Genomic DNA, 18,494 nt, shown 5'->3' with positions numbered 1-18,494 from the left:
GAAAAACGCCAATTTTCAGACGCTTAAGCTAGGAATATTTCGGTAAACGAAGTATAATAAACGAGATACAAGAAGTAGGAGGCAAAATGATGACACAACTAGATTCAACTTTACAAATGTTTAAAGATTTAACAGATGCGAATGGTATTGCAGGGAATGAACGTGCACCGCGTGAGGTCATGAAAAAATACATTGCACCATATGCAGATACTGTAGAAACAGATAACTTAGGTAGTGTTATTGCTAAAAAAGTAGGCGATGAAAACGGTCCTAAAATTGTCGTAGCAGGACATTTAGATGAAGTAGGCTTCATGGTTACACAAATTGATGACAAAGGCTTTATCAAATTCCAAACAGTAGGTGGCTGGTGGAGCCAAGTTATGCTTGCACAGCGTGTAACGATTACTACACGTAAGGGCGATGAAGTGATTGGGGTTATTGGTTCAAAGCCACCTCATATTTTACCTGCGGATGTACGTAATAAGGTAGTAGACATTAAAGATATGTTTATTGATATTGGTGCAGCTTCTAAAGATGAAGTACTTGAGTGGGGCGTCCGTCCTGGCGATATGGTAACGCCGTATTTTGAATTTAATGTCATGAAAAATGATAAATATCTTTTAGCAAAAGCATGGGATAATCGTATTGGCTGTGCGATCGCTATTGATGTGATGAAAGCCTTAAAAAATGAAAAGCACCCTAATATCCTCTATTCAGTAGGGAATGTGCAAGAAGAGGTAGGGCTTCGTGGTGCCAAAACAGCGACATATAAAATTCAACCAGATATTGGATTTGCTGTTGATGTAGGTGTGGCAGGAGATACTCCAGGTGTAACAGCTAAGGAATCGACAAGTAAAATGGGCGCAGGTCCACAAATTGTTGTATACGATGCATCAATGGTATCACACCGTGGTTTACGTGAGTTTGTATTAGATGTAGCAGATGAAAACAATATTCCATATCAATTTGAAGCAATGGCTGGTGGCGGCACGGATGCTGGGTCCATTCATCTTACAGCAAATGGTGTACCAGCACTATCAATCGGTATTGCAACTCGTTACATTCATTCACATGCAGGTATTCTACATCGTGATGATTATGATAATGCCGTTAAACTAATGGTAGAAGTCATTAAAAAATTAGACCGTGATGCGGTAAATAAAATTATATTTGATTAATTGAACGAAAAGAACTAAATAAACATTCTATAGTTTGTTTCGCCTTCTAACAAAAAGTTAGGAGGTTTTTTACGTTGGCTAGACCAAAAAACATGTCAATGTAGATATTGATACAAAAATTTTAGCGATTCAAATTCAAATAGAAAAGAGCAGTCAGAGGAATAAAATATAAGTAGATAAACTTTATATGTCGATTATGAATGATAAAGGCGTTTATTCTGCATTAACAGTCCATAAAAGCCCGATTCGTTCAACTAACAGATAGTTTTATAGCAGCGCATGTTTTTTCTGTACTGGAAGCGATAGCGACAGCCTCGCTAGATATTGAAAATGAGTTGACAGTAAAAGAAGCGATTAAAAATCCTTTGAAAAAGAAAAAACAGTGGTGATGAGTGCCCATACACTTTCTATTATTAAAAATGCAGATCCTATACTAGTTGTTGACCAAGGGCAAATTGTGGAGGAAGGGTCACATAAAAGACTTATTGCTGAGGAGGGTAAATATGCCGCTATGTGGAAAAAGGAACAGCAATTAAGTATCGTCTAACAAATATATTAAGCAAGATAGATATAGAACAGAGCTATTAGGAAAACGCCACTACTAGTAAAGAGATACCTTAAAACGGAGGTATCTCTTTTGTACTTATAAAGAAATAATATCGTTAGTTGTTGAAAGGGAGAATCATTAATAAGTGATGATTATGCATAAATATTCTGTATGACGAATTTTTGTCACATTTCAGGCGAAATAAATAATAATTAAAATAAATTATAAAAATTCAGTTGATTTTATATTTATGCATGTTATACTAAATTCAACAGCAACGAAAGCAAGGAGCGAAGGCCATGAAATTACTCGAAGAAGTGCAGTTAAAGTTAGTATCCAGTTTAAAGGGGAAAGACTTACTAACTTTGCTAGACTACACAAGTCAAGAGGTTCAGCAATTAGTTGAACTAGCAACACAACTTAAAATTATTACAAAAGAGGGAAAATGCCCAAGATTGCTAGAGGGTAAAACATTGGGCATGATTTTTGAAAAACATTCTACTCGTACACGTATTTCCTTTGAAGTGGGTATGAATCAATTAGGTGGAAAAGGCATGTTTATGCATGCGCGTGATTTACAAATTGGTCGCGGTGAATCAATTTATGATACGGCACATGTTTTATCAGGCTATTTAGACGGTATTATGATTCGTGCTAACTCTCATGCGATGGTCAAGGAGCTTGCGGAACATGCAGCTATTCCTGTCATTAATGGCTTAACAGATATATATCATCCATGTCAGGCATTAGCAGATTTAGAAACTATTGCAGAAAACAAAGGGGATTTAAAAGGACTTAAAATTGCCTATGTAGGAGATGGCAATAATGTAGCACACTCATTAGTCGTTGCTTCTGCCCATGTTGGCATGCATATAGCAGTAGCAACACCAGCGGGCTATGAATGTGATACAGAAGTCATGGCAAAAGCACAGGCAATTGCTACAGCAAATGGTAGCACAATTCTTGAAACACATGATCCTATAGAGGCAGTGCTAAATGCAGATGTTATTTATGCGGATGTATGGACATCTATGGGGCAAGAAGAGGAAACAGCAAAACGTTTACAAGACTTTGCAGGTTATCAAATTAATGATGAGCTTGTGGCACATGCTAAAGCAGATTATATGTTCCTACATTGTTTACCAGCACATCGAGAAGAAGAGGTGGCAACATCTGTAATTGATGGCCCTAATTCTTATATATTTGAGCAAGCTGAAAATCGACTACATGCACAGAAGGCTGTACTTGCTTCCATTTTAGCTTAAAATACAATCAATAAAGTTCGCTTGGGCAACAGAGGGTGTCTCTGCGAACCATTTATAAGTGGTGCACAGACAGAGGGATGTAAACCACACACGATGTTTGTTGTCAAGATGGATGGCTGCATCGTTACATAGCAAAGCAACCTGGGAGACGCTGGGTTGCTTTTTCTTTTAGGATCAATGACAGTAGTAAAACCCGCTGAATACTTCAGTAATCAGCGGGGTGGTGCTACTTCTCACATAAAAATCTTTCCTGGATTCATAATGTTATAAGGGTCTAGCGCTGCTTTTATATTTTTCATAATAGCTAGTGCTGTGCCATGCTCAGTCGATTGATATTTCATTTTACCAATTCCAACTCCATGCTCTCCCGTACATGTACCGCCTCGCAGTAAAGCGTACTGAACGATATGCTCATTAAAGCGATCTGCTTTTGCTTGCTCTTCTGGATCACTTGGATTGAGCATTAAAAGCGCATGGAAATTACCATCTCCGACATGACCAACAATGCCACCTGCAAGTCCAGCTATATCAAGCTGTTCACGTGCATATGAAATGGTCTCTGCAAGCTTTGAAATAGGGACACAAACATCCGTTGACATCAGCTTTTTACCAGGATAAGCATGGATATAGGCATAGGCCAATGAATGACGTGCCTCCCAAAGCTTATTGCGTGCAGCATTATCCTGTTCAAATTCCACAGATAGGCAGTTAAAGTCCTCAAAAATTGCCTCCGTAAATGCAATATCTTCTTGCATACCTGCCTCATTGCCGTGAAATTCTAAAAATAGTGTTGGTTTTTCAGCAAAAGCTGTTTCATTATAAATATTGGCCTGTTTAATGGAGTCCTCATCAACCAGCTCTACACGACCTATCGCAATGCCTGCCTGTAATAGTGCAGTGACAGCACTAACCGCATCAGCAACTGTGCCAAAAATAGCACGCCCTGCTGTAACAAATTCAGGTATGCCATAAACTTGTAATGTTAATTCTGTAAAACAGCCAAGTGTTCCTTCTGATCCAACAAATAAGCCGTTTAAATGATAGCCAGAGGAAGATTTCGCGGCTAAATTCCCTGTATGAATAACAGAGCCGTCTGATAGCACAACCTCTAAATCACGCACTTGATCTCGCATTACACCATAGCGTACTGCAGTAGTTCCGCTAGCATTGGTTGCTGCCATTCCACCAAGTGTTGCATCAGCACCTGGGTCTACTGTGAATTGCAGACCATGCTTTTTTAATTCTTTATTTAATTGTGAGCGTGTCACACCAGGCTGCACCTTTACAAGAAGGTCATCTGGTCGAATTTCTAAAATGGCATTCATTTCAGAGAAATCAATGGAAATACCATGTGCAATCGGAATAGCATTTCCCTCTAAGCTTGAGCCAACGCCAAAAGGCACGACAGGTACACGTTCCACATGCGCAATTTTTAAAATGGCGCTAACATCTGCTGTGGAACGAGGAAAGACAACAATATCAGGCAAGCTTAACGCATGATGAGATTCGTCTTTCCCATGTAACTGTCGTACGGTTTCGTTTGTTGACACTTGTTCTTCTAATAAAACTTGTTTAAGTTGATTTACAATGAATTCTACTGCAACTGTCATGCCCATCCCTCCAAATTTTCTGATAACTAAAACTTTATCATGCATTTATTGGAAAGGGAATGCATTCATTATAAAAAATTAGTGTGCAAAAGCTTTTTCTAATTTTTGAACAAATGCCTCTTGTTCAGATGTACTTGATTGCTGCCACCATTTTTCAAAAAATACGCCAAGTCCTGGCAATAAATGTTCCTCTCCACGGCTAATGGCATCCTCTACAATATCTTTAAATTCGGCTGCTGATTGACCATGTACATTCGCTGTAATTGCATCTCTTATTTGAAAATTCATTAATATTCGCCTCCTTGCTAGTAATTTGTCCAACCATCGTTAAAATATGTATGAAGCACCAAAGAAAATTGCCTGTTTTTTTATAAATAGGCTGTTATTATGCATAAATATTACATGAAATTTATATAGACTCCTACTATTAAAAATAAAAACGCCTATTCGACTGCCAGAACTGCTCGGGTCTAAGATAACAATACCTAGGAATAATGGACTGTGCACAGTTGTTAGGAAGATGAGCATGACTATTCAAAACAAGCAAAAGCTGTTAGCTGCACAATCATTTGAGGAAGTATTAGAGGCAGTGCAACCGATGATTACCTCTATTTTGTCACAGCTTCGCATCTACAAGGATTTTGACGACTATCGTCATATTGCCTCTATTGCCGTATGGCAGGCGTGGCAAAAAACAGATTCATCGAAAGGACAATTCTCTGCTTATATTTATGCAACAGTGAAAGGAGAAATTTTAAAGGAGCTATCAAGGGAAAAAAACTACACAGACAGGGTAACAATTGTTGATGATGACATGTTTAATTATATATATGAAGAGCTGAGCGAGGGAGATAAACAAAATCATGCTATTATATTAGAAAGTATGTTGTCTTCTTTAAAGCAGGTAGAAAGAAGTATCTTACTTCTTTATTATATAGAAGGATACAGTCATCAAGAGATAGCTAAAGAACTAGGTTTATCTGTTAATGCTGTTACCAAAAGGCGAGCACGGATAATAAAAAAACTGCAAAAACAGGTTTTTATCATAGAATAACGCAATAAATGGTTAAAAGTATGCTAATATTGAAATAAATGAATATTAGCATACTTTATAAAACAGCATACAAGTTCCAATAAAAATGTTATGATTTGTAAGAAGTCGAAGTTAAATACAATTCTTATATTTTTATTCGATATAGATAGATAAAATTTCCTAGTGAATTTTTGGGCATACTGTATGGAGGGTTTGGATTGGAAAAATTGTTTAAGCAACTAGAGAAAAAAGAAATTTGGTATATGATACTACCAATATTACTGGTTATACCGCTACTGAGCTTTAGCAATCACATTTACGGGGTTTTTCAAATTGATATTTATAGAAATTTGAAATTAGTACTTCAAGTATTAATTATCGTCTTTACAATGGCGATTGCCATACAATCCTATTTAGTATTTACACACCTATTATCAAATCAAACTTTATACATAGGGAATTTATTTTTTGTGATTGCTTTGCTGGAATTAGTCAGCTTAGTTTTTAGCCAACATCATTTAGCTGGATGGAGCTTTATGGGTGAGCCTTTACATATTTTAACACGTTTATACGTCTCGTTTGGGTTTTTATTTATTATCTTATATCCTAGAAAACGATTAACATTGAAATTTCGAGCACTGACATATGGTGGCTCTTTACTTTTCGCGTTTGTCAGTATTTTTCTAGCCTATCTAGCTGCCAACACAATAACCGAGCAAGGGATAGCCCGCATTGATACAGTGGTTCATCTTCTTTCTATTATTTTTCAAGTTATCACTATTGTTATTGTGGGTAAGTACTTCAAAAAAGTACCGAAACGTTCAATGTGGCTCATCAGTGCGGCAGCCTCGCTCATTGTCAGTGATATTTTTTTTATGATTAGTCAGGATAAAAATACGATATATGATTTTTCAGCACTTATTTATCAATTTTTAGCATTCTACTTTTTCTTAAAGGCGATCTATTATACAACTGTTGAAAAACCGTTTCAGCAATTATTAAAAATTAAAAAGGACCTTGAACAATCACAGCAGGAGCTACGATTTCAGGCCTATCATGATGATATTACATTATTGCCCAACGAACATTTACTGCTCAAAACATTAAAGAACCAATTGCAGACAAACAGCTTACAAAAGGCAGCTATTGCGATTGAAATTGATCGTTTTGCAGCGATCCGCTCTTCTATCGGTATCAGCAACTTTAATAAAATGATGAAGCTAGTAGCAGAGCGTATTCAAGCGATTGTACCACCGCATTATTTTGTGACAAAATTACGCGAGGAACAGTTTGTGATTTATGTAAATGAAGTCAAAAATATTGAGGAACTATTACAATTTTGCTTAAATTTAAAAAGCATGATGAAAGATCCCATACAAGTACAGTTATTTCCGTTAAATGGTAATTTAAATATAGGTATTGCCCTATATGAAGATAAATGGACAGGCGAAGAGCTGTTAATGCATGCCCAATTAGCCATGCAGGAGGCAAGGCAAATACCTCAAAGGCTGTTGTTTTATAAGCCTTATATGTCAAAGGGTATTGCAGATCGTATTCTGTTAGAGCAAGACTTACATAAAGCATTAGAAAATCATGAATTTCATTTAGTTTATCAGCCACAGGTTAATTTAAAAACAGGCTCAATTGAATCCGTTGAAGCATTGGTGCGCTGGCATCATCCAACGCGTGGTTTTGTCTCACCTGAATTATTTATTCCCATTGCTGAAGAAAGTGGCCTTATTATTCCACTTGGTGAATGGATATTAGAAACAGCCTGTAAGCAAGCAAAAATATGGGAGCAAGAGGGGTTACCGCCATTTAAGGTAGCCGTGAATTTATCACTTGGTCAATTATTTCAGCAGGATTTAGTGGAAATGGTGGAAGCTATATTAGTACGAACAAAATTACAGCCAGAATTTTTACAGTTGGAAATTACAGAAAGTATGACAATGAATATTGACCAAATGACACAGCTACTCCATGAATTAAAAGCACTCGGTATTCAAATTGCTGTAGATGATTTTGGTACAGGCTATTCCTCCCTTTCCTATTTAAAGGATTTTCCAATTGATTGTCTAAAGATTGATCGTACGTTTGTCAGAAATGTTCCGCATAATCCAAATGATGAGGCACTTGTATCCATGATTATTTCGATGGCTAAGCATTTACGCCTAAAGGTTGTGGCAGAGGGAATTGAAGAAATAGAACAGCTGGCATTTCTTAGTGATGGCGGCTGTGATTATATTCAAGGTTATTTATTTAGTAAGCCCATCTCTCCCCAAGAAATTTCAGAAACACTTACGGATTTGCACGATCATGTAAGAGCAATTTTAACACGATTAAGGCATACAGAGGATTTTACAATTTAGGATATTCAATAAACAGAACCTGCTTTTTCTATGGGAATAGAAGCAGGTTCTGTTGTTATTTAGTGGACAAGATATTCTTCTTTTAGTTCGGATATTGCAACTTCAGAGCGCTCCTCTAAAGAACGTCGAAGATGAACAGTGGCTGTTTTTTCATCATTATGGAGTTGATCAATCCATACCGAAACACCATTATAGGTTACTTCATATTCTAATGATGAGGTGACAATTTCCTGTGCACGTTGAAAATCCAACTATAACACCCCTTTATCCTGTATTAGCAGGCTGTAAGACCAATAGTTAGTAAAAATGAAATAGTCTAAGTGGGGGATCAAACAGCCTGTAAAAATTCCGATTGGTGAAACATCCAATCAGTGGGGATAAGGAAAACCCCACTGGTTGAAGGTTCACTTTATTTTTTCTTCTTATCTTGCTGCTGTGTAACGGAATGGATAAGCTCCATAAACTCTTTGGAGAATTCTTCACTTACCTTGTTTGGTGCAATCTTTTGATTTTTTGGTGTTTGCGGTAATGAGCCTTTATTATTACTTTGGCCTTGCTTATTATCTCTTCCCATATGCATTTGCTCCTTTCTTGATGATATATCTTAATATGGCTTTGAAATAAATTTTTTATGTTGGGGAAAAATTATTAATGAGATTTTGAAAAATGAAGCCCTGTATGTAAAAAATCCCTGATAATTACAATGCTTAAACAGACATTACATCTTGATTACAGACAGTTTTTTAACGTTTTCCGACAGAAGACGCCCGCTTCAAGCTTTAACTAAATGGGGGTGGTTCAAATAGCTATGAAATGCCTATTTCCTAAGGTATAATAATGGTCAATATAGAGGAAAAAGGCGGTAAGAGACAGCGATGAAGAGAATCGAATCTACGCAAAATGCGTTAGTGAAATATTGGAAAAAGTTAGCGATGACAAAAAAAGAACGTGAACGCTCGGGTGAATTTATAGTGGAGGGCTTTCACCTTGTTGAAGAAGCCTTAAAAAATAAAGAACAGGTATTACAAGTTATTGTGCGTGAAGGTGTGGATTTACCGATGCTCTGGCCAATTGATGATATCGCTATTATTGAGGTGTCAGTGGCTGTAGCAAAGGAATTTGCAGAAACAGAAACTTCTCAAGGCGTTTTTGCGGTATGTAAGCAACCGATCCTAGAGGAAGAAGCAACGGCAACTTGGCGCAAGGTGCTACTAATTGATGCTGTTCAAGATCCAGGTAATATTGGCACAATGATTCGTACAGCCGATGCTGCAGGATTAGATGCTGTGATTTTAGGAAAAGGCTGTGCTGATGTCTATAATCCTAAAACTTTACGTGCTGCACAAGGCTCACATTTTCATATCCCTGTTGTACGAGGCGATTTAGCAGAGTGGATAGATTTGCTACAGAGTCAAGGTGTTCCTGTATTTGGGACAGCTTTAGATGAGGATGCGGTTACATATAGTGATATTCAGCATACAGGTGCATTTGCTATTATTATGGGGAATGAAGGGAGTGGCATACATCCGCAATTATTAGCAATAACGGATCAAAATATTATCATTCCTATTTTTGGACAGGCTGAATCTTTAAACGTAGCAGTAGCAACAGGTATTGTTTTATATGGTTTTGTGAAATAATTTACAGATAAAAACAGGTTTCAGGCAGTTGTCTCTTGATTTGCTACGGTTTATTCATGTATAATCTAAGCTAAAATTAACTTTAAATAATAAATGCTTTGATCAGGAAGTAGTAAAGATTGTGAATGGACGACAGGGAGCGTAGAGCCGAAGATTGAGAGCCAACGCCGTACCAATGCAGTTTTGAATTCATCCTGTGAGCAGCTACCGGGACCAGCTTGTTGCTGTAAAGGTGTGCCGGCTTTCTTAAGTCGTTATGTGAATGAAGTGATTGTAAGGAATAGTTGTCTTACAATAACTAGGGTGGTACCGCGAATATGTCCTCGTCCCTTTTTTAGGGGGGCGAGTTTTTTTATGCTTAAAAAGCAGACATGTATTTTCTAAGGAGGTTTTATCATGGAAGAGCAATTAAAACAATTAGAGCAAGAAGCACTTGTGAAAATTGAAGCAGCAGCAAACTTAAAAGAATTGAATGAAGTACGTGTTGCATACTTAGGGAAAAAAGGACCTATCACTGATTTACTAAAAGGAATGGGAAAATTATCAGCAGAAGAACGTCCCAAAATGGGTGCTTTAGTAAACACTGTTCGTGAAAATGTTACAGCTGTTTTAGAAGCCAAGGCAATTGTACTGGAAGAAGCGATGATTGCTGAAAAATTAGCAAATGAGTCGATTGATGTCACTTTACCAGGTCGTGAAATTAAAGTAGGAAATCGCCATCCTTTAACACGTGTGATTGAAGAAATTGAAGATTTATTTATTGGAATGGGCTATGAAATTGCAGAAGGTCCTGAAGTAGAAAAAGACTATTATAATTTTGAGGCACTAAATTTACCACAGGGTCACCCTGCTCGTGATATGCAAGATTCATTCTATATTTCCGAGGAAATATTATTACGTACGCATACGTCACCAGTACAGGCTCGTACTATGGAAGCCAAAAAAGGCGAATCGATTCGCATAATTTGTCCAGGTAAAGTATTCCGTCGCGATAATGATGATGCAACACACTCACATCAGTTTATGCAAATTGAAGGTTTAGTCATTGGCGAAAATATTCGCATGAGTGACCTCAAAGGAACATTAGATACTTTAGCGAAAAAAATGTTTGGTGCAGACCGCGAAATTCGACTCCGTCCAAGCTTCTTCCCATTCACAGAGCCATCCGTAGAAATGGATATCTCTTGTTTCAAATGTGGTGGTGCAGGCTGTAATGTATGTAAGGGCACAGGCTGGATTGAAATTCTAGGTTCAGGTATGGTTCATCCAAATGTGTTAGAAATGGCTGGCTATGATCCAAAGAAAGTTTCTGGCTTCGCATTTGGCATCGGTGCAGAACGTATTGCGATGTTGAAATATGGTGTTGACGATATTCGTCATTTTTATACAAATGACACTCGTTTCTTAGCACAATTCGAGCGAACAGAGGCGTAAGGAGGATAAAACATGTTAGTATCATTAGAATGGTTAAAAGATTATGTCAATACACAGGACTTAGCACCCGAGCTATTAGCTGAAAAAATTACACGCTCTGGGATCGAAGTAGATGCTGTTATCGAACGAGCTCATGCACTAGATAAAGTGGTTGTGGGCTATGTAGTTGCTAAGGAGAAGCATCCAGAGGCAGATAAATTAAATATTTGTCAAGTCGATGTTGGGGAAGCAGAGCCACAACAAATTATTTGTGGTGCACCGAATGTCGATGCTGGTCAAAAAGTCATTGTTGCTCGTCTGGGCGCACATTTACCAGGTGGTATTAAAATTAAAAAGGCAAAGCTTCGTGGACAGGAATCAAATGGCATGATTTGTTCCTTACAAGAGCTTGGTATCGAAGGAAAGCTTGTTCCGAAGACATATGCAGAAGGTATTTATGTATTACCAGCAGATACAGAAGTAGGTGCTGATGCTCTTGCTGTTTTAGGCTTACGTGATACAGTACTAGAGCTAGGTTTAACACCAAATCGTTCAGACGCTCTTTCCATGTTAGGAGTTGCCTATGAGGTAGGTGCTATTCTTAGTGAGGAAGTTAAATATCCAGAAATTTCTTATCATACTGCTCATGAAAAAGCAGAGGACTTGCTAAAGCTTCGTGTGGAGGATTTACAGGCAAATCCGATGTATGTTGCCAAAGTTGTGAGAAACGTAAAAATTGGTGAATCCCCACTGTGGCTTCAAAAGCGTTTAATGGCAGCAGGGGTACGTCCACACAATAATGTGGTTGATGTGACGAACTATGTGCTAATGGAATATGGTCAACCATTGCATGCCTTTGACTATGATAGCCTAGCAACAGGTGAAATCGTTGTTCGGAAAGCAACAGAGGGTGAAAAAATCACGACATTAGATGATCAAGAACGTACATTAAAAGCTTCCGACCTAGTGATTACCAACGGCAAAGAGCCAGTAGCAATTGCTGGTGTAATGGGTGGCGCCAACTCAGAGGTAACCGATGCTACAACGACGGTTGTTATTGAGTCAGCTTATTTTGATGGTTTAACAGTACGTCAAACATCTCGTCATCTTGGCCTACGCTCAGATGCATCCGCTCGTTTTGAAAAAGGCGTGGACCCGAACCGTGTCCTAGCTGCTGCTGAACGTGCTGCGGCATTACTTGCTGAATTAGCGGGCGGAGAAGTGTTAGAAGGTACATGTGTAGTAGATGAATTAGATAAATTACCAGCACGTGTTGTCGTCTCTCCCGATTTTATTAATGAACGTCTAGGAATGAAAATTGCATTAGAGGATATGCTATCTATTTTAGAGCGTTTAAAATTTAGTGTTGAAGCTGCAAATGGTTTATTAATAATTGATGCGCCAACACGTCGCCAGGATATTAAGATCGAAGAGGATATTGTAGAGGAAATTGCTCGTCTTTATGGCTATGATGAAATTCCAATAACATTACCAGAGGGTGCTACGCAAGTAGGTAGTTTAACCCCCTATCAAGCGAATCGTCGTGTAGTTCGGAGTTTCATGGAGGGCGCTGGTCTTTATCAAGCTGTAACCTATTCACTAACATCTGAAGCATTGTCACAACGTTTTGCCTTAAAAGCAGAGCCGGTAACACGCCTGCTAATGCCGATGAGTGAGGAGCGTTCTACATTGCGCCAAAGCTTAATTCCGCATTTAATTGAAGCGGCTGCTTATAATGTAGCGCGTCAAGCGGATGGTGTTGCCTTATATGAAATTGGCTCGGTATTCCTTGGTCAATCTGACGAGGGCCAACCAGATGAGGAAGAGCATGTTGCAGCAGTGTTATCAGGAAAATGGCTAGACCATGCTTGGCAAGGTGAAAAAAAGCCAGTAGATTTCTTCGTTTTAAAAGGCATTGTGGAAGGCATGATTGGTAAACTCGGCTTAGAAGATCGCATAACATTTGAAAAAGCACAAGTAGATGGCTTACATCCAGGACGTACAGCTAGTATTTTATTGGATGGTGAGCAAGTCGGTATTATTGGTGGCTTACACCCAGCAGAGCAAAAAGCATGGGGTGTGAAAGATACGTATGTGATGGAAATGAATTTAGTTGCATTATTTACTGCAACGACACAAGTAGATCCATTAGCATACACACCAGTACCACGCTTCCCAGCTATGTCACGTGATATCGCTTTAATTATGAACCGTGCCACAACGGCAGGTGAAGTCATTGGTGTTATTCGTGCAGCAGGTGTGAAATTATTGCAGGACATCCATGTATTTGATGTTTATGAAGGGGAGAAAATGGAGGCAGGTAAAAAATCTGTTGCCTTCTCGCTCACATACTTTGATCCTGAACGCACTTTAACAGATGAAGAGGTAGTAGCTGCACATAATAAAGTATTAAAAGCCATTGCTACAATTGAAGGTACTGAAGTACGCTAAATTTTATGGAAAAAGACTGTCTTACGAGGCAGTCTTTTTTGTGTTTCGCTCAAAAAAGAGTGGGAAGTGATCAAAAACTGGCTGAACCGCTCAAAAGGGACAGAAAGTGATCAAAAAAGAAGCCGAACCGCTCAAAAAAGATGAAAAGTGACCAAAAAGAGTGTCAAATCGCTTAAAAGTCTATATAAAATATAAATTTGGAGTGGCATAGTTACTCAAAAAAATAGTTTAACAAGCTCTATAGTCATCGCCATATTTCCTTGCTATATTCATATGAAAAAAGGAGGTAATGGAATGATTATAAAACCAGATAAAGAAGCCAGCTTAACATTGGGGCTAAGAGCCTTGGCAAAAAGGCTAGATCGAAAGCATCTTCTATTTGACCAAATTTCAAAAGAGTTATTACAGGCTGAGGCAGGGGAATACGGTGAAAAATTTATAATGAAACAACTTGAGAAATTGTCTTTTGTAATGAAAATTTATGTTTTACATAATATTACGCTTCGATATCCACTTTCTTTTCAGATAGATATTGTAGTTATAACACCTTATGAGGTAATTCTGGTCGAATGTAAAAATATTCGAGGAAATGTGGAATTAAAAAATCGACCGCGTCAAATGATTCGAACGCTAGAAACAGGAGAGCGGCGTATATTTCATCATCCTGAAGTACAGCTAGAGGAATACGTCTATAACTTAAAGAAATTTTTCAATCAACATTACATCAAAGTTCCTGTAAATGGTATTATTGTTTTTCCTTTTAACAATGTTCGAATTGATTATGAGGATGGGTATTTCCCTGTACTAACAGCAAGAGAGCTCATAAGCTTTTTACAACAACGGCCCATAAAAGAAAAATGTATTGATGCTTATGCTATTAGTAGATTCCTTGTAGCGCATCTTCAATCATATGAAGTATACCCACTTTGCCGTTATTATGGCATAGAGATAGAGGCTATTCAACCTGGGGTGTTTTGTCCAAGATGTCAATGTGGGCAGATGCAATGGATAAAGAGAAAATGGATTTGCACTAGTTGTCTGCATACAGATCAAAAGGCGCATTTATTAGCTTTGCAAGATTATGGAATGCTGATCGATAAAAATATTACGAATAAACAAGCCCAGCACTTCTTACAATTGAGCAATCGTCATGTCATTAAACGGTTATTAACAACAAGTGCTTATTACAAAGTTGGGGCAACAAAACAAAGGAAATATCAAATTTTATTGTAAGCGCTCAAAAAGTTACTCGATACGCTCAATCCAGTAGGAAAACCGCTCAAAAAACGAACTGGAGCGCTCAATTCCAAAGAACAAGCGCTCAAAACCAGTCTGTTATTTAAATTTTCGTGCCTTTTCTGTATTTGCAAAATGCCATTTTGTAATAGAGCGTAGAAATTCCTCGCCCTGTTTTTTCCAAATTTGAGCTGCTTGCTGATCGACTTTGCTTGAAGCCCCCTTCTTTAAATCTAGGCCTGTCATTTCACTGAGGCGATCCATCTCCTTTAAAAATGCCGCACGCGCTAAAATGGACGCTGTCGCTACAGCTACATGCAATTGCTCCGCTTTAGTAGAAAAGTATACATTCTCTTGTACAAGCTCTCGTTCATTCTTTAAATAGTTATAATACACACCACGCTGTGCAAACTGGTCGATTAAAATAAATGCAGGCTTTTCAGGAGCCATTTTCACGAGTGTATTTTGAAGAGCTTTATTGTGCATCATTGCCTTTATTTTCCCCTGTGAATAGCCTTTTGCCTGTAAGTTATTATATTTCTCATTGCGTAAGACGAGTACACTATGAACACAGGCTGCACGTAAATCTGGGGCAATTTTTCGCATATAATCATCCGTCAGCATTTTGGAGTCTTTGACACCAAGCTCGTGAATCAGTTCAATTTTGGATGAAGGGACATATACGGCAGCAACTGTCACAGGGCCAAAGTAATCGCCTGTACCTGTTTCATCTGAGCCTAATACGGACATTGTTGCGAAATGGTCTGGCAGTATATCACCCTTTGCTCCGATAGAGGAAGCTGGCTGTGTAGTTGTTTTTTCAACAGTTCCCCACCGCGCCGCTTCTCGCTCAGCGCCTCCTCCTTGAAACATTAATTTTCCTGATTTATACATTGTAATAGCTGTATCTGGTAACTTTGCAGCAAAGATCACACCAGGTGCTTTACGTTCGATAAAATAGCTTGCATAGTAAGTCATCACCTCTTTTTGTAGATTTGTTGAAATGGAAAGCACAATATTTGACATTTCATCGTTCCTTTCTGTCCTCATTGTTCACAATTTTATACCTTTCATGGTATGATAATAAATAGCTTTTTTGTGTGATGGTGCTCATTCGTTAAAAAATCGTGAGTGCATCGAATTTTTAGGAGGGTGCGACTATGGAAAATCAAGAAAAGAATAAAATTTCTGTGGAAATTTATGGTCATACATATAAAATGGTCGGCTCAGAATCCATTGGCCATATGCGACTGGTCGCTTCGATTGTTGATGACCGGATGCGCGAGATGAATTTACACAATCCCTCACTTGATAGCACAAAACTTGCTGTTCTAACAGCGGTAAATACCGTACACGATTATTTACTATTAAAAGAACGAATGGAGCAACTAGAAGAAGAATTGAAAAAATTAAAGGGTTGAAGAGAATGTTAGATTTAATCATATTAGTGGTGCTTTTAGCTGGTATTGGCGTCGGTGCAAAGCGCGGCTTTATTGTGCAAATGATGCATATTGTCAGCTTTATAGTAGCACTAATTGTTGCGTATATTTATTATAAGCCATTAGCACAAAAATTTGTATTTTGGGTTCCATATCCAGGTGTCACTGAATCAGGTAATCTTGGTGTTATGATTGATCGTCTGGATTTAGATGGCACGTTCTATCGTGTGATTGCCTTTGCTGTTATTTTCTTTGCAGTTAAAATCACCTTACAAATTGTGGCATCTATTTTTGACTTTATTGCCTATTTACCTGTGCTAGAAACAGTGAATCGTTGGCTTGGTGCGCTACTTGGTATTATTGAAAACTATTTAATTATGTTTATTTTGCTATACGTATGCGCTTTATTACCAGTTGAACTTATTCAAAATTTAATGTCGAAGTCATTGTTAAGTGGTCTCATTTTGGAGCATACGCCAATTATTACAAAGATGTTCCAAAATTGGTGGTATATTTATATGCAATAGTAAAACTATGCACTTCTCTCTGTACTGAGGGAAGTGTTTTTACGATAGGAGGACTTACTGATGAATAAAAAAACGATTATTCGCACACTTGAGAAAATTGCTTTATATATGGAATTGCAGGGAGAAAATCCATTCAAGGTATCTGCTTTTCGTAAAGCGGCTGCAGCACTTGAGGGAGATGAACGTTCATTAAGTGAAATGGATGATGTTACAAAGCTGAAAGGGATTGGAAAGGGCACGGCTGCTGTTATTGAGGATTTGATAAACACTGGGGAATCTAGTTTGCTTAATGAATTGGAAGAAGTTGTGCCAAAAGGGTTACTGCCATTGTTAAAATTGCCTGGCTTAGGAGGAAAAAAAATTGCTAAGCTACATCAAGCGCTTAGTGTTGATTCTGTAGAAAGCTTAAAAGCAGCTTGTGAAGCGCATAAAGTTCGTGAATTAGCAGGTTTTGCTGCCAAAACGGAGGAAAAAATTTTAAAAGAGCTTGCCAATTTAGCCAATCGATCTGAACGTTTACCGATTTGGCAGTTGGAGCCTGTGGTTTTACAAATAGAGGCACTTCTAGGTAGTATGAAGGAAGTGGAACGATTCTCTGTGGCAGGAAGCTTTCGTAGGGCAGCTGAAACGAGTAAAGATATTGATTTTATCGTAGTAACAGAGGCGGCTGAGACAATACGTGAAAAGCTGCTTCACACATTAGCCATTCAAGAAATTGTAGCGGCAGGAGATACCAAAATTTCAGTGATTTTAGATTTAGAGGAGCCTGTTAGCGTTGATTTTCGTTTAGTGAAGAATCATGAATATGCAACGGCTTTGCATCATTTTACAGGTTCAAAGGAGCATAATGTGCGCATGCGCCAACTGGCAAAAGCACGCGGTGAAAAAATTAGCGAGTATGGTGTGGAGCAAGCGGATGGAACAATTCAAACGTTTCAGGACGAAGCAGCGTTTTTTGCACATTTTGATTTACCTTGGATTCCGCCAAGTCTACGCACAGGCACAACGGAATTTGATAAGACAGAGGCGATTCAACAGTTAGTACGGTTGGAGGATATAAAGGCAGATTTGCATATGCATACAACATGGTCAGATGGTGCTTATTCTGTAGCAGAAATGGGTGAGGCATTGCTGGCACGTGGCTATCAATATAGTGTCATTACAGACCATTCTCAGTTTTTAAAGGTAGCAAATGGTTTAACCCCCGCGCGTTTAGCAAAGCAAGGTAAGGAAATCGAGGCATTTAATGCAGCACATCCAGATTTTTGCTTATTTAAGGGGACAGAAATGGATATTTTACCAGATGGCACTCTTGATTTTTCTGATGATGTATTACAGCAATTGGATTTTGTTATTGCCTCTATTCATTCTAGCTTTACACAATCACAAGATAAAATTATGACACGTTTATTAACAGCGATGCAAAACCCCCATGTCCATATGATTGCCCATCCGACAGGACGAATTATTGCAGATCGTGATGGCTATAATCCTGATATGTCCCAGTTAATTGCCTGGGCGAAGGAATATGGTAAAATTTTAGAGTTAAATGCAAATCCGTATCGTCTCGATTTATGTGTAGAACATTTAGAAATGGCTTTAGCTGCAGGTGTGCCAGTAGCCATCAATACAGATGCTCATGATATTGCACATTTACGTTTTATGGATATTGGTGTTCGCTATGCCAATCGAGCATGGTTACCGAAAGATATGATTGTGAATACATGGACGCGTGAACAGTTTGAAGCGTTTATACGACGAAATAAATAGATTGAGGAGGTGTTCT

Annotated in this window: 17 protein-coding genes; 12 read left to right on the top strand and 5 right to left on the bottom strand. The window is 38.2% G+C overall.

The window, feature by feature from the left end; genetic code table 11:
* Positions 1–89 precede the first annotated feature (89 nt).
* The 3 genes from MHB44_RS16240 to argF all read left to right on the top strand — a co-directional run bounded on the left by MHB44_RS16240 (position 90) and on the right by argF (position 2,990).
* The gene (locus MHB44_RS16240) at positions 90–1,178 is read left to right on the top strand and encodes a M42 family metallopeptidase (protein ID WP_341302987.1); all 1,089 of its coding nucleotides are present in this window, start codon (positions 90–92) and stop codon (positions 1,176–1,178) included.
* 382 nt (positions 1,179–1,560) lie between these two features.
* The gene (locus MHB44_RS16235; RefSeq protein WP_341300028.1) at positions 1,561–1,725 is read left to right on the top strand and encodes a hypothetical protein; all 165 of its coding nucleotides are present in this window, start codon (positions 1,561–1,563) and stop codon (positions 1,723–1,725) included.
* Between the two features lie 299 nt (positions 1,726–2,024).
* Positions 2,025–2,990 carry an ornithine carbamoyltransferase gene (gene argF, locus MHB44_RS16230; protein ID WP_341300027.1) on the top strand — a complete coding sequence of 322 codons (966 nt, stop codon included), beginning with the start codon at positions 2,025–2,027 and terminating at the stop codon, positions 2,988–2,990.
* A gap of 233 nt (positions 2,991–3,223) precedes the next feature.
* Here argF and MHB44_RS16225 read toward each other — a convergent pair whose 3' ends face one another.
* Both MHB44_RS16225 and sspI read right to left on the bottom strand, forming a co-directional pair.
* The gene (locus MHB44_RS16225) at positions 3,224–4,600 is read right to left on the bottom strand and encodes an FAD-linked oxidase C-terminal domain-containing protein (protein WP_341300026.1); all 1,377 of its coding nucleotides are present in this window, start codon (positions 4,598–4,600) and stop codon (positions 3,224–3,226) included.
* A gap of 78 nt (positions 4,601–4,678) precedes the next feature.
* Positions 4,679–4,888, bottom strand: a complete 210-nt coding sequence (gene sspI / locus MHB44_RS16220) for a small acid-soluble spore protein SspI (protein WP_053996417.1) — start codon at positions 4,886–4,888, stop codon at positions 4,679–4,681.
* Positions 4,889–5,126: 238 nt separating this feature from the next.
* Here sspI and MHB44_RS16215 point away from each other — a divergent pair, with 238 nt between their 5' ends.
* Together MHB44_RS16215 and MHB44_RS16210 are read left to right on the top strand one after the other, a co-directional pair.
* The gene (locus tag MHB44_RS16215) at positions 5,127–5,654 is read left to right on the top strand and encodes a sigma-70 family RNA polymerase sigma factor (protein WP_341300025.1); all 528 of its coding nucleotides are present in this window, start codon (positions 5,127–5,129) and stop codon (positions 5,652–5,654) included.
* 197 nt (positions 5,655–5,851) lie between these two features.
* Positions 5,852–8,002: an EAL domain-containing protein gene (locus tag MHB44_RS16210; protein ID WP_341300024.1), complete on the top strand. Its 2,151-nt coding sequence runs from the start codon at positions 5,852–5,854 to the stop codon at positions 8,000–8,002.
* A gap of 59 nt (positions 8,003–8,061) precedes the next feature.
* Here MHB44_RS16210 and MHB44_RS16205 read toward each other — a convergent pair whose 3' ends face one another.
* Positions 8,062–8,253, bottom strand: a complete 192-nt coding sequence (locus tag MHB44_RS16205; RefSeq protein ID WP_340806858.1) for an H-type small acid-soluble spore protein — start codon at positions 8,251–8,253, stop codon at positions 8,062–8,064.
* 158 nt (positions 8,254–8,411) lie between these two features.
* Complete coding sequence (locus MHB44_RS16200) at positions 8,412–8,576, bottom strand: YfhD family protein (RefSeq protein WP_341300023.1); 165 nt, start codon at positions 8,574–8,576, stop codon at positions 8,412–8,414.
* 301 nt (positions 8,577–8,877) lie between these two features.
* Between MHB44_RS16200 and MHB44_RS16195 the strand changes: the two genes are divergently transcribed.
* The 4 genes from MHB44_RS16195 to MHB44_RS16180 all read left to right on the top strand — a co-directional run bounded on the left by MHB44_RS16195 (position 8,878) and on the right by MHB44_RS16180 (position 14,739).
* On the top strand, positions 8,878–9,642 hold the full coding sequence (locus MHB44_RS16195; RefSeq protein WP_053996414.1) for an RNA methyltransferase: 765 nt from the start codon (positions 8,878–8,880) through the stop codon (positions 9,640–9,642).
* Positions 9,643–10,038: 396 nt separating this feature from the next.
* On the top strand, positions 10,039–11,076 hold the full coding sequence (gene pheS / locus MHB44_RS16190) for a phenylalanine--tRNA ligase subunit alpha (protein ID WP_341300022.1): 1,038 nt from the start codon (positions 10,039–10,041) through the stop codon (positions 11,074–11,076).
* Positions 11,077–11,088: 12 nt separating this feature from the next.
* The gene (gene pheT, locus MHB44_RS16185; RefSeq protein WP_341300021.1) at positions 11,089–13,506 is read left to right on the top strand and encodes a phenylalanine--tRNA ligase subunit beta; all 2,418 of its coding nucleotides are present in this window, start codon (positions 11,089–11,091) and stop codon (positions 13,504–13,506) included.
* A gap of 294 nt (positions 13,507–13,800) precedes the next feature.
* Positions 13,801–14,739, top strand: a complete 939-nt coding sequence (locus MHB44_RS16180) for a nuclease-related domain-containing protein (protein WP_341300020.1) — start codon at positions 13,801–13,803, stop codon at positions 14,737–14,739.
* A gap of 102 nt (positions 14,740–14,841) precedes the next feature.
* Here the strand turns inward: MHB44_RS16180 and rnhC are convergent, their stop codons facing one another.
* Positions 14,842–15,768, bottom strand: a complete 927-nt coding sequence (gene rnhC / locus MHB44_RS16175) for a ribonuclease HIII (protein ID WP_341300019.1) — start codon at positions 15,766–15,768, stop codon at positions 14,842–14,844.
* A 134-nt stretch (positions 15,769–15,902) separates the two neighbouring features.
* On the opposite strand from rnhC, the gene zapA reads away from it, so the two are divergent.
* From zapA to polX, 3 genes are read left to right on the top strand one after another with little or no spacing between them, the layout of a single operon-like run.
* Positions 15,903–16,163 carry a cell division protein ZapA gene (zapA, locus tag MHB44_RS16170; protein ID WP_053996406.1) on the top strand — a complete coding sequence of 87 codons (261 nt, stop codon included), beginning with the start codon at positions 15,903–15,905 and terminating at the stop codon, positions 16,161–16,163.
* 5 nt (positions 16,164–16,168) lie between these two features.
* On the top strand, positions 16,169–16,708 hold the full coding sequence (locus MHB44_RS16165) for a CvpA family protein (protein ID WP_341300018.1): 540 nt from the start codon (positions 16,169–16,171) through the stop codon (positions 16,706–16,708).
* A gap of 60 nt (positions 16,709–16,768) precedes the next feature.
* Positions 16,769–18,478 (top strand): DNA polymerase/3'-5' exonuclease PolX, encoded by a 1,710-nt coding sequence (gene polX / locus MHB44_RS16160; RefSeq protein WP_341300017.1) that lies wholly within the window; start codon positions 16,769–16,771, stop codon positions 18,476–18,478.
* The last annotated feature ends 16 nt before the right edge of the window (positions 18,479–18,494 follow it).

It is taken from the genome of Lysinibacillus sp. FSL H8-0500 (assembly GCF_038051955.1).
Taxonomy (GTDB): Bacteria; Bacillota; Bacilli; order Bacillales_A; family Planococcaceae; genus Lysinibacillus; species Lysinibacillus macroides.
Note: the sequence above shows the minus strand (reverse complement) of the source record. Positions and strands in the feature narration are given on the sequence as shown.

What these genes read in the sequence shown, in the direction of transcription:
- MHB44_RS16240 (WP_341302987.1), top strand. Translation starts at nt 90, where the DNA reads ATGACACAACTAGATTCAACTTTACAAATGTTTAAAGATTTAACAGAT.
- argF (WP_341300027.1), top strand. Translation starts at nt 2,025, where the DNA reads ATGAAATTACTCGAAGAAGTGCAGTTAAAGTTAGTATCCAGTTTAAAG.
- MHB44_RS16225 (WP_341300026.1), bottom strand. Translation starts at nt 4,600, where the DNA reads ATGACAGTTGCAGTAGAATTCATTGTAAATCAACTTAAACAAGTTTTA.
- sspI (WP_053996417.1), bottom strand. Translation starts at nt 4,888, where the DNA reads ATGAATTTTCAAATAAGAGATGCAATTACAGCGAATGTACATGGTCAA.
- MHB44_RS16215 (WP_341300025.1), top strand. Translation starts at nt 5,127, where the DNA reads ATGACTATTCAAAACAAGCAAAAGCTGTTAGCTGCACAATCATTTGAG.
- MHB44_RS16200 (WP_341300023.1), bottom strand. Translation starts at nt 8,576, where the DNA reads ATGGGAAGAGATAATAAGCAAGGCCAAAGTAATAATAAAGGCTCATTA.
- MHB44_RS16195 (WP_053996414.1), top strand. Translation starts at nt 8,878, where the DNA reads ATGAAGAGAATCGAATCTACGCAAAATGCGTTAGTGAAATATTGGAAA.
- pheS (WP_341300022.1), top strand. Translation starts at nt 10,039, where the DNA reads ATGGAAGAGCAATTAAAACAATTAGAGCAAGAAGCACTTGTGAAAATT.
- pheT (WP_341300021.1), top strand. Translation starts at nt 11,089, where the DNA reads ATGTTAGTATCATTAGAATGGTTAAAAGATTATGTCAATACACAGGAC.
- MHB44_RS16180 (WP_341300020.1), top strand. Translation starts at nt 13,801, where the DNA reads ATGATTATAAAACCAGATAAAGAAGCCAGCTTAACATTGGGGCTAAGA.
- rnhC (WP_341300019.1), bottom strand. Translation starts at nt 15,768, where the DNA reads ATGTCAAATATTGTGCTTTCCATTTCAACAAATCTACAAAAAGAGGTG.
- zapA (WP_053996406.1), top strand. Translation starts at nt 15,903, where the DNA reads ATGGAAAATCAAGAAAAGAATAAAATTTCTGTGGAAATTTATGGTCAT.
- MHB44_RS16165 (WP_341300018.1), top strand. Translation starts at nt 16,169, where the DNA reads ATGTTAGATTTAATCATATTAGTGGTGCTTTTAGCTGGTATTGGCGTC.
- polX (WP_341300017.1), top strand. Translation starts at nt 16,769, where the DNA reads ATGAATAAAAAAACGATTATTCGCACACTTGAGAAAATTGCTTTATAT.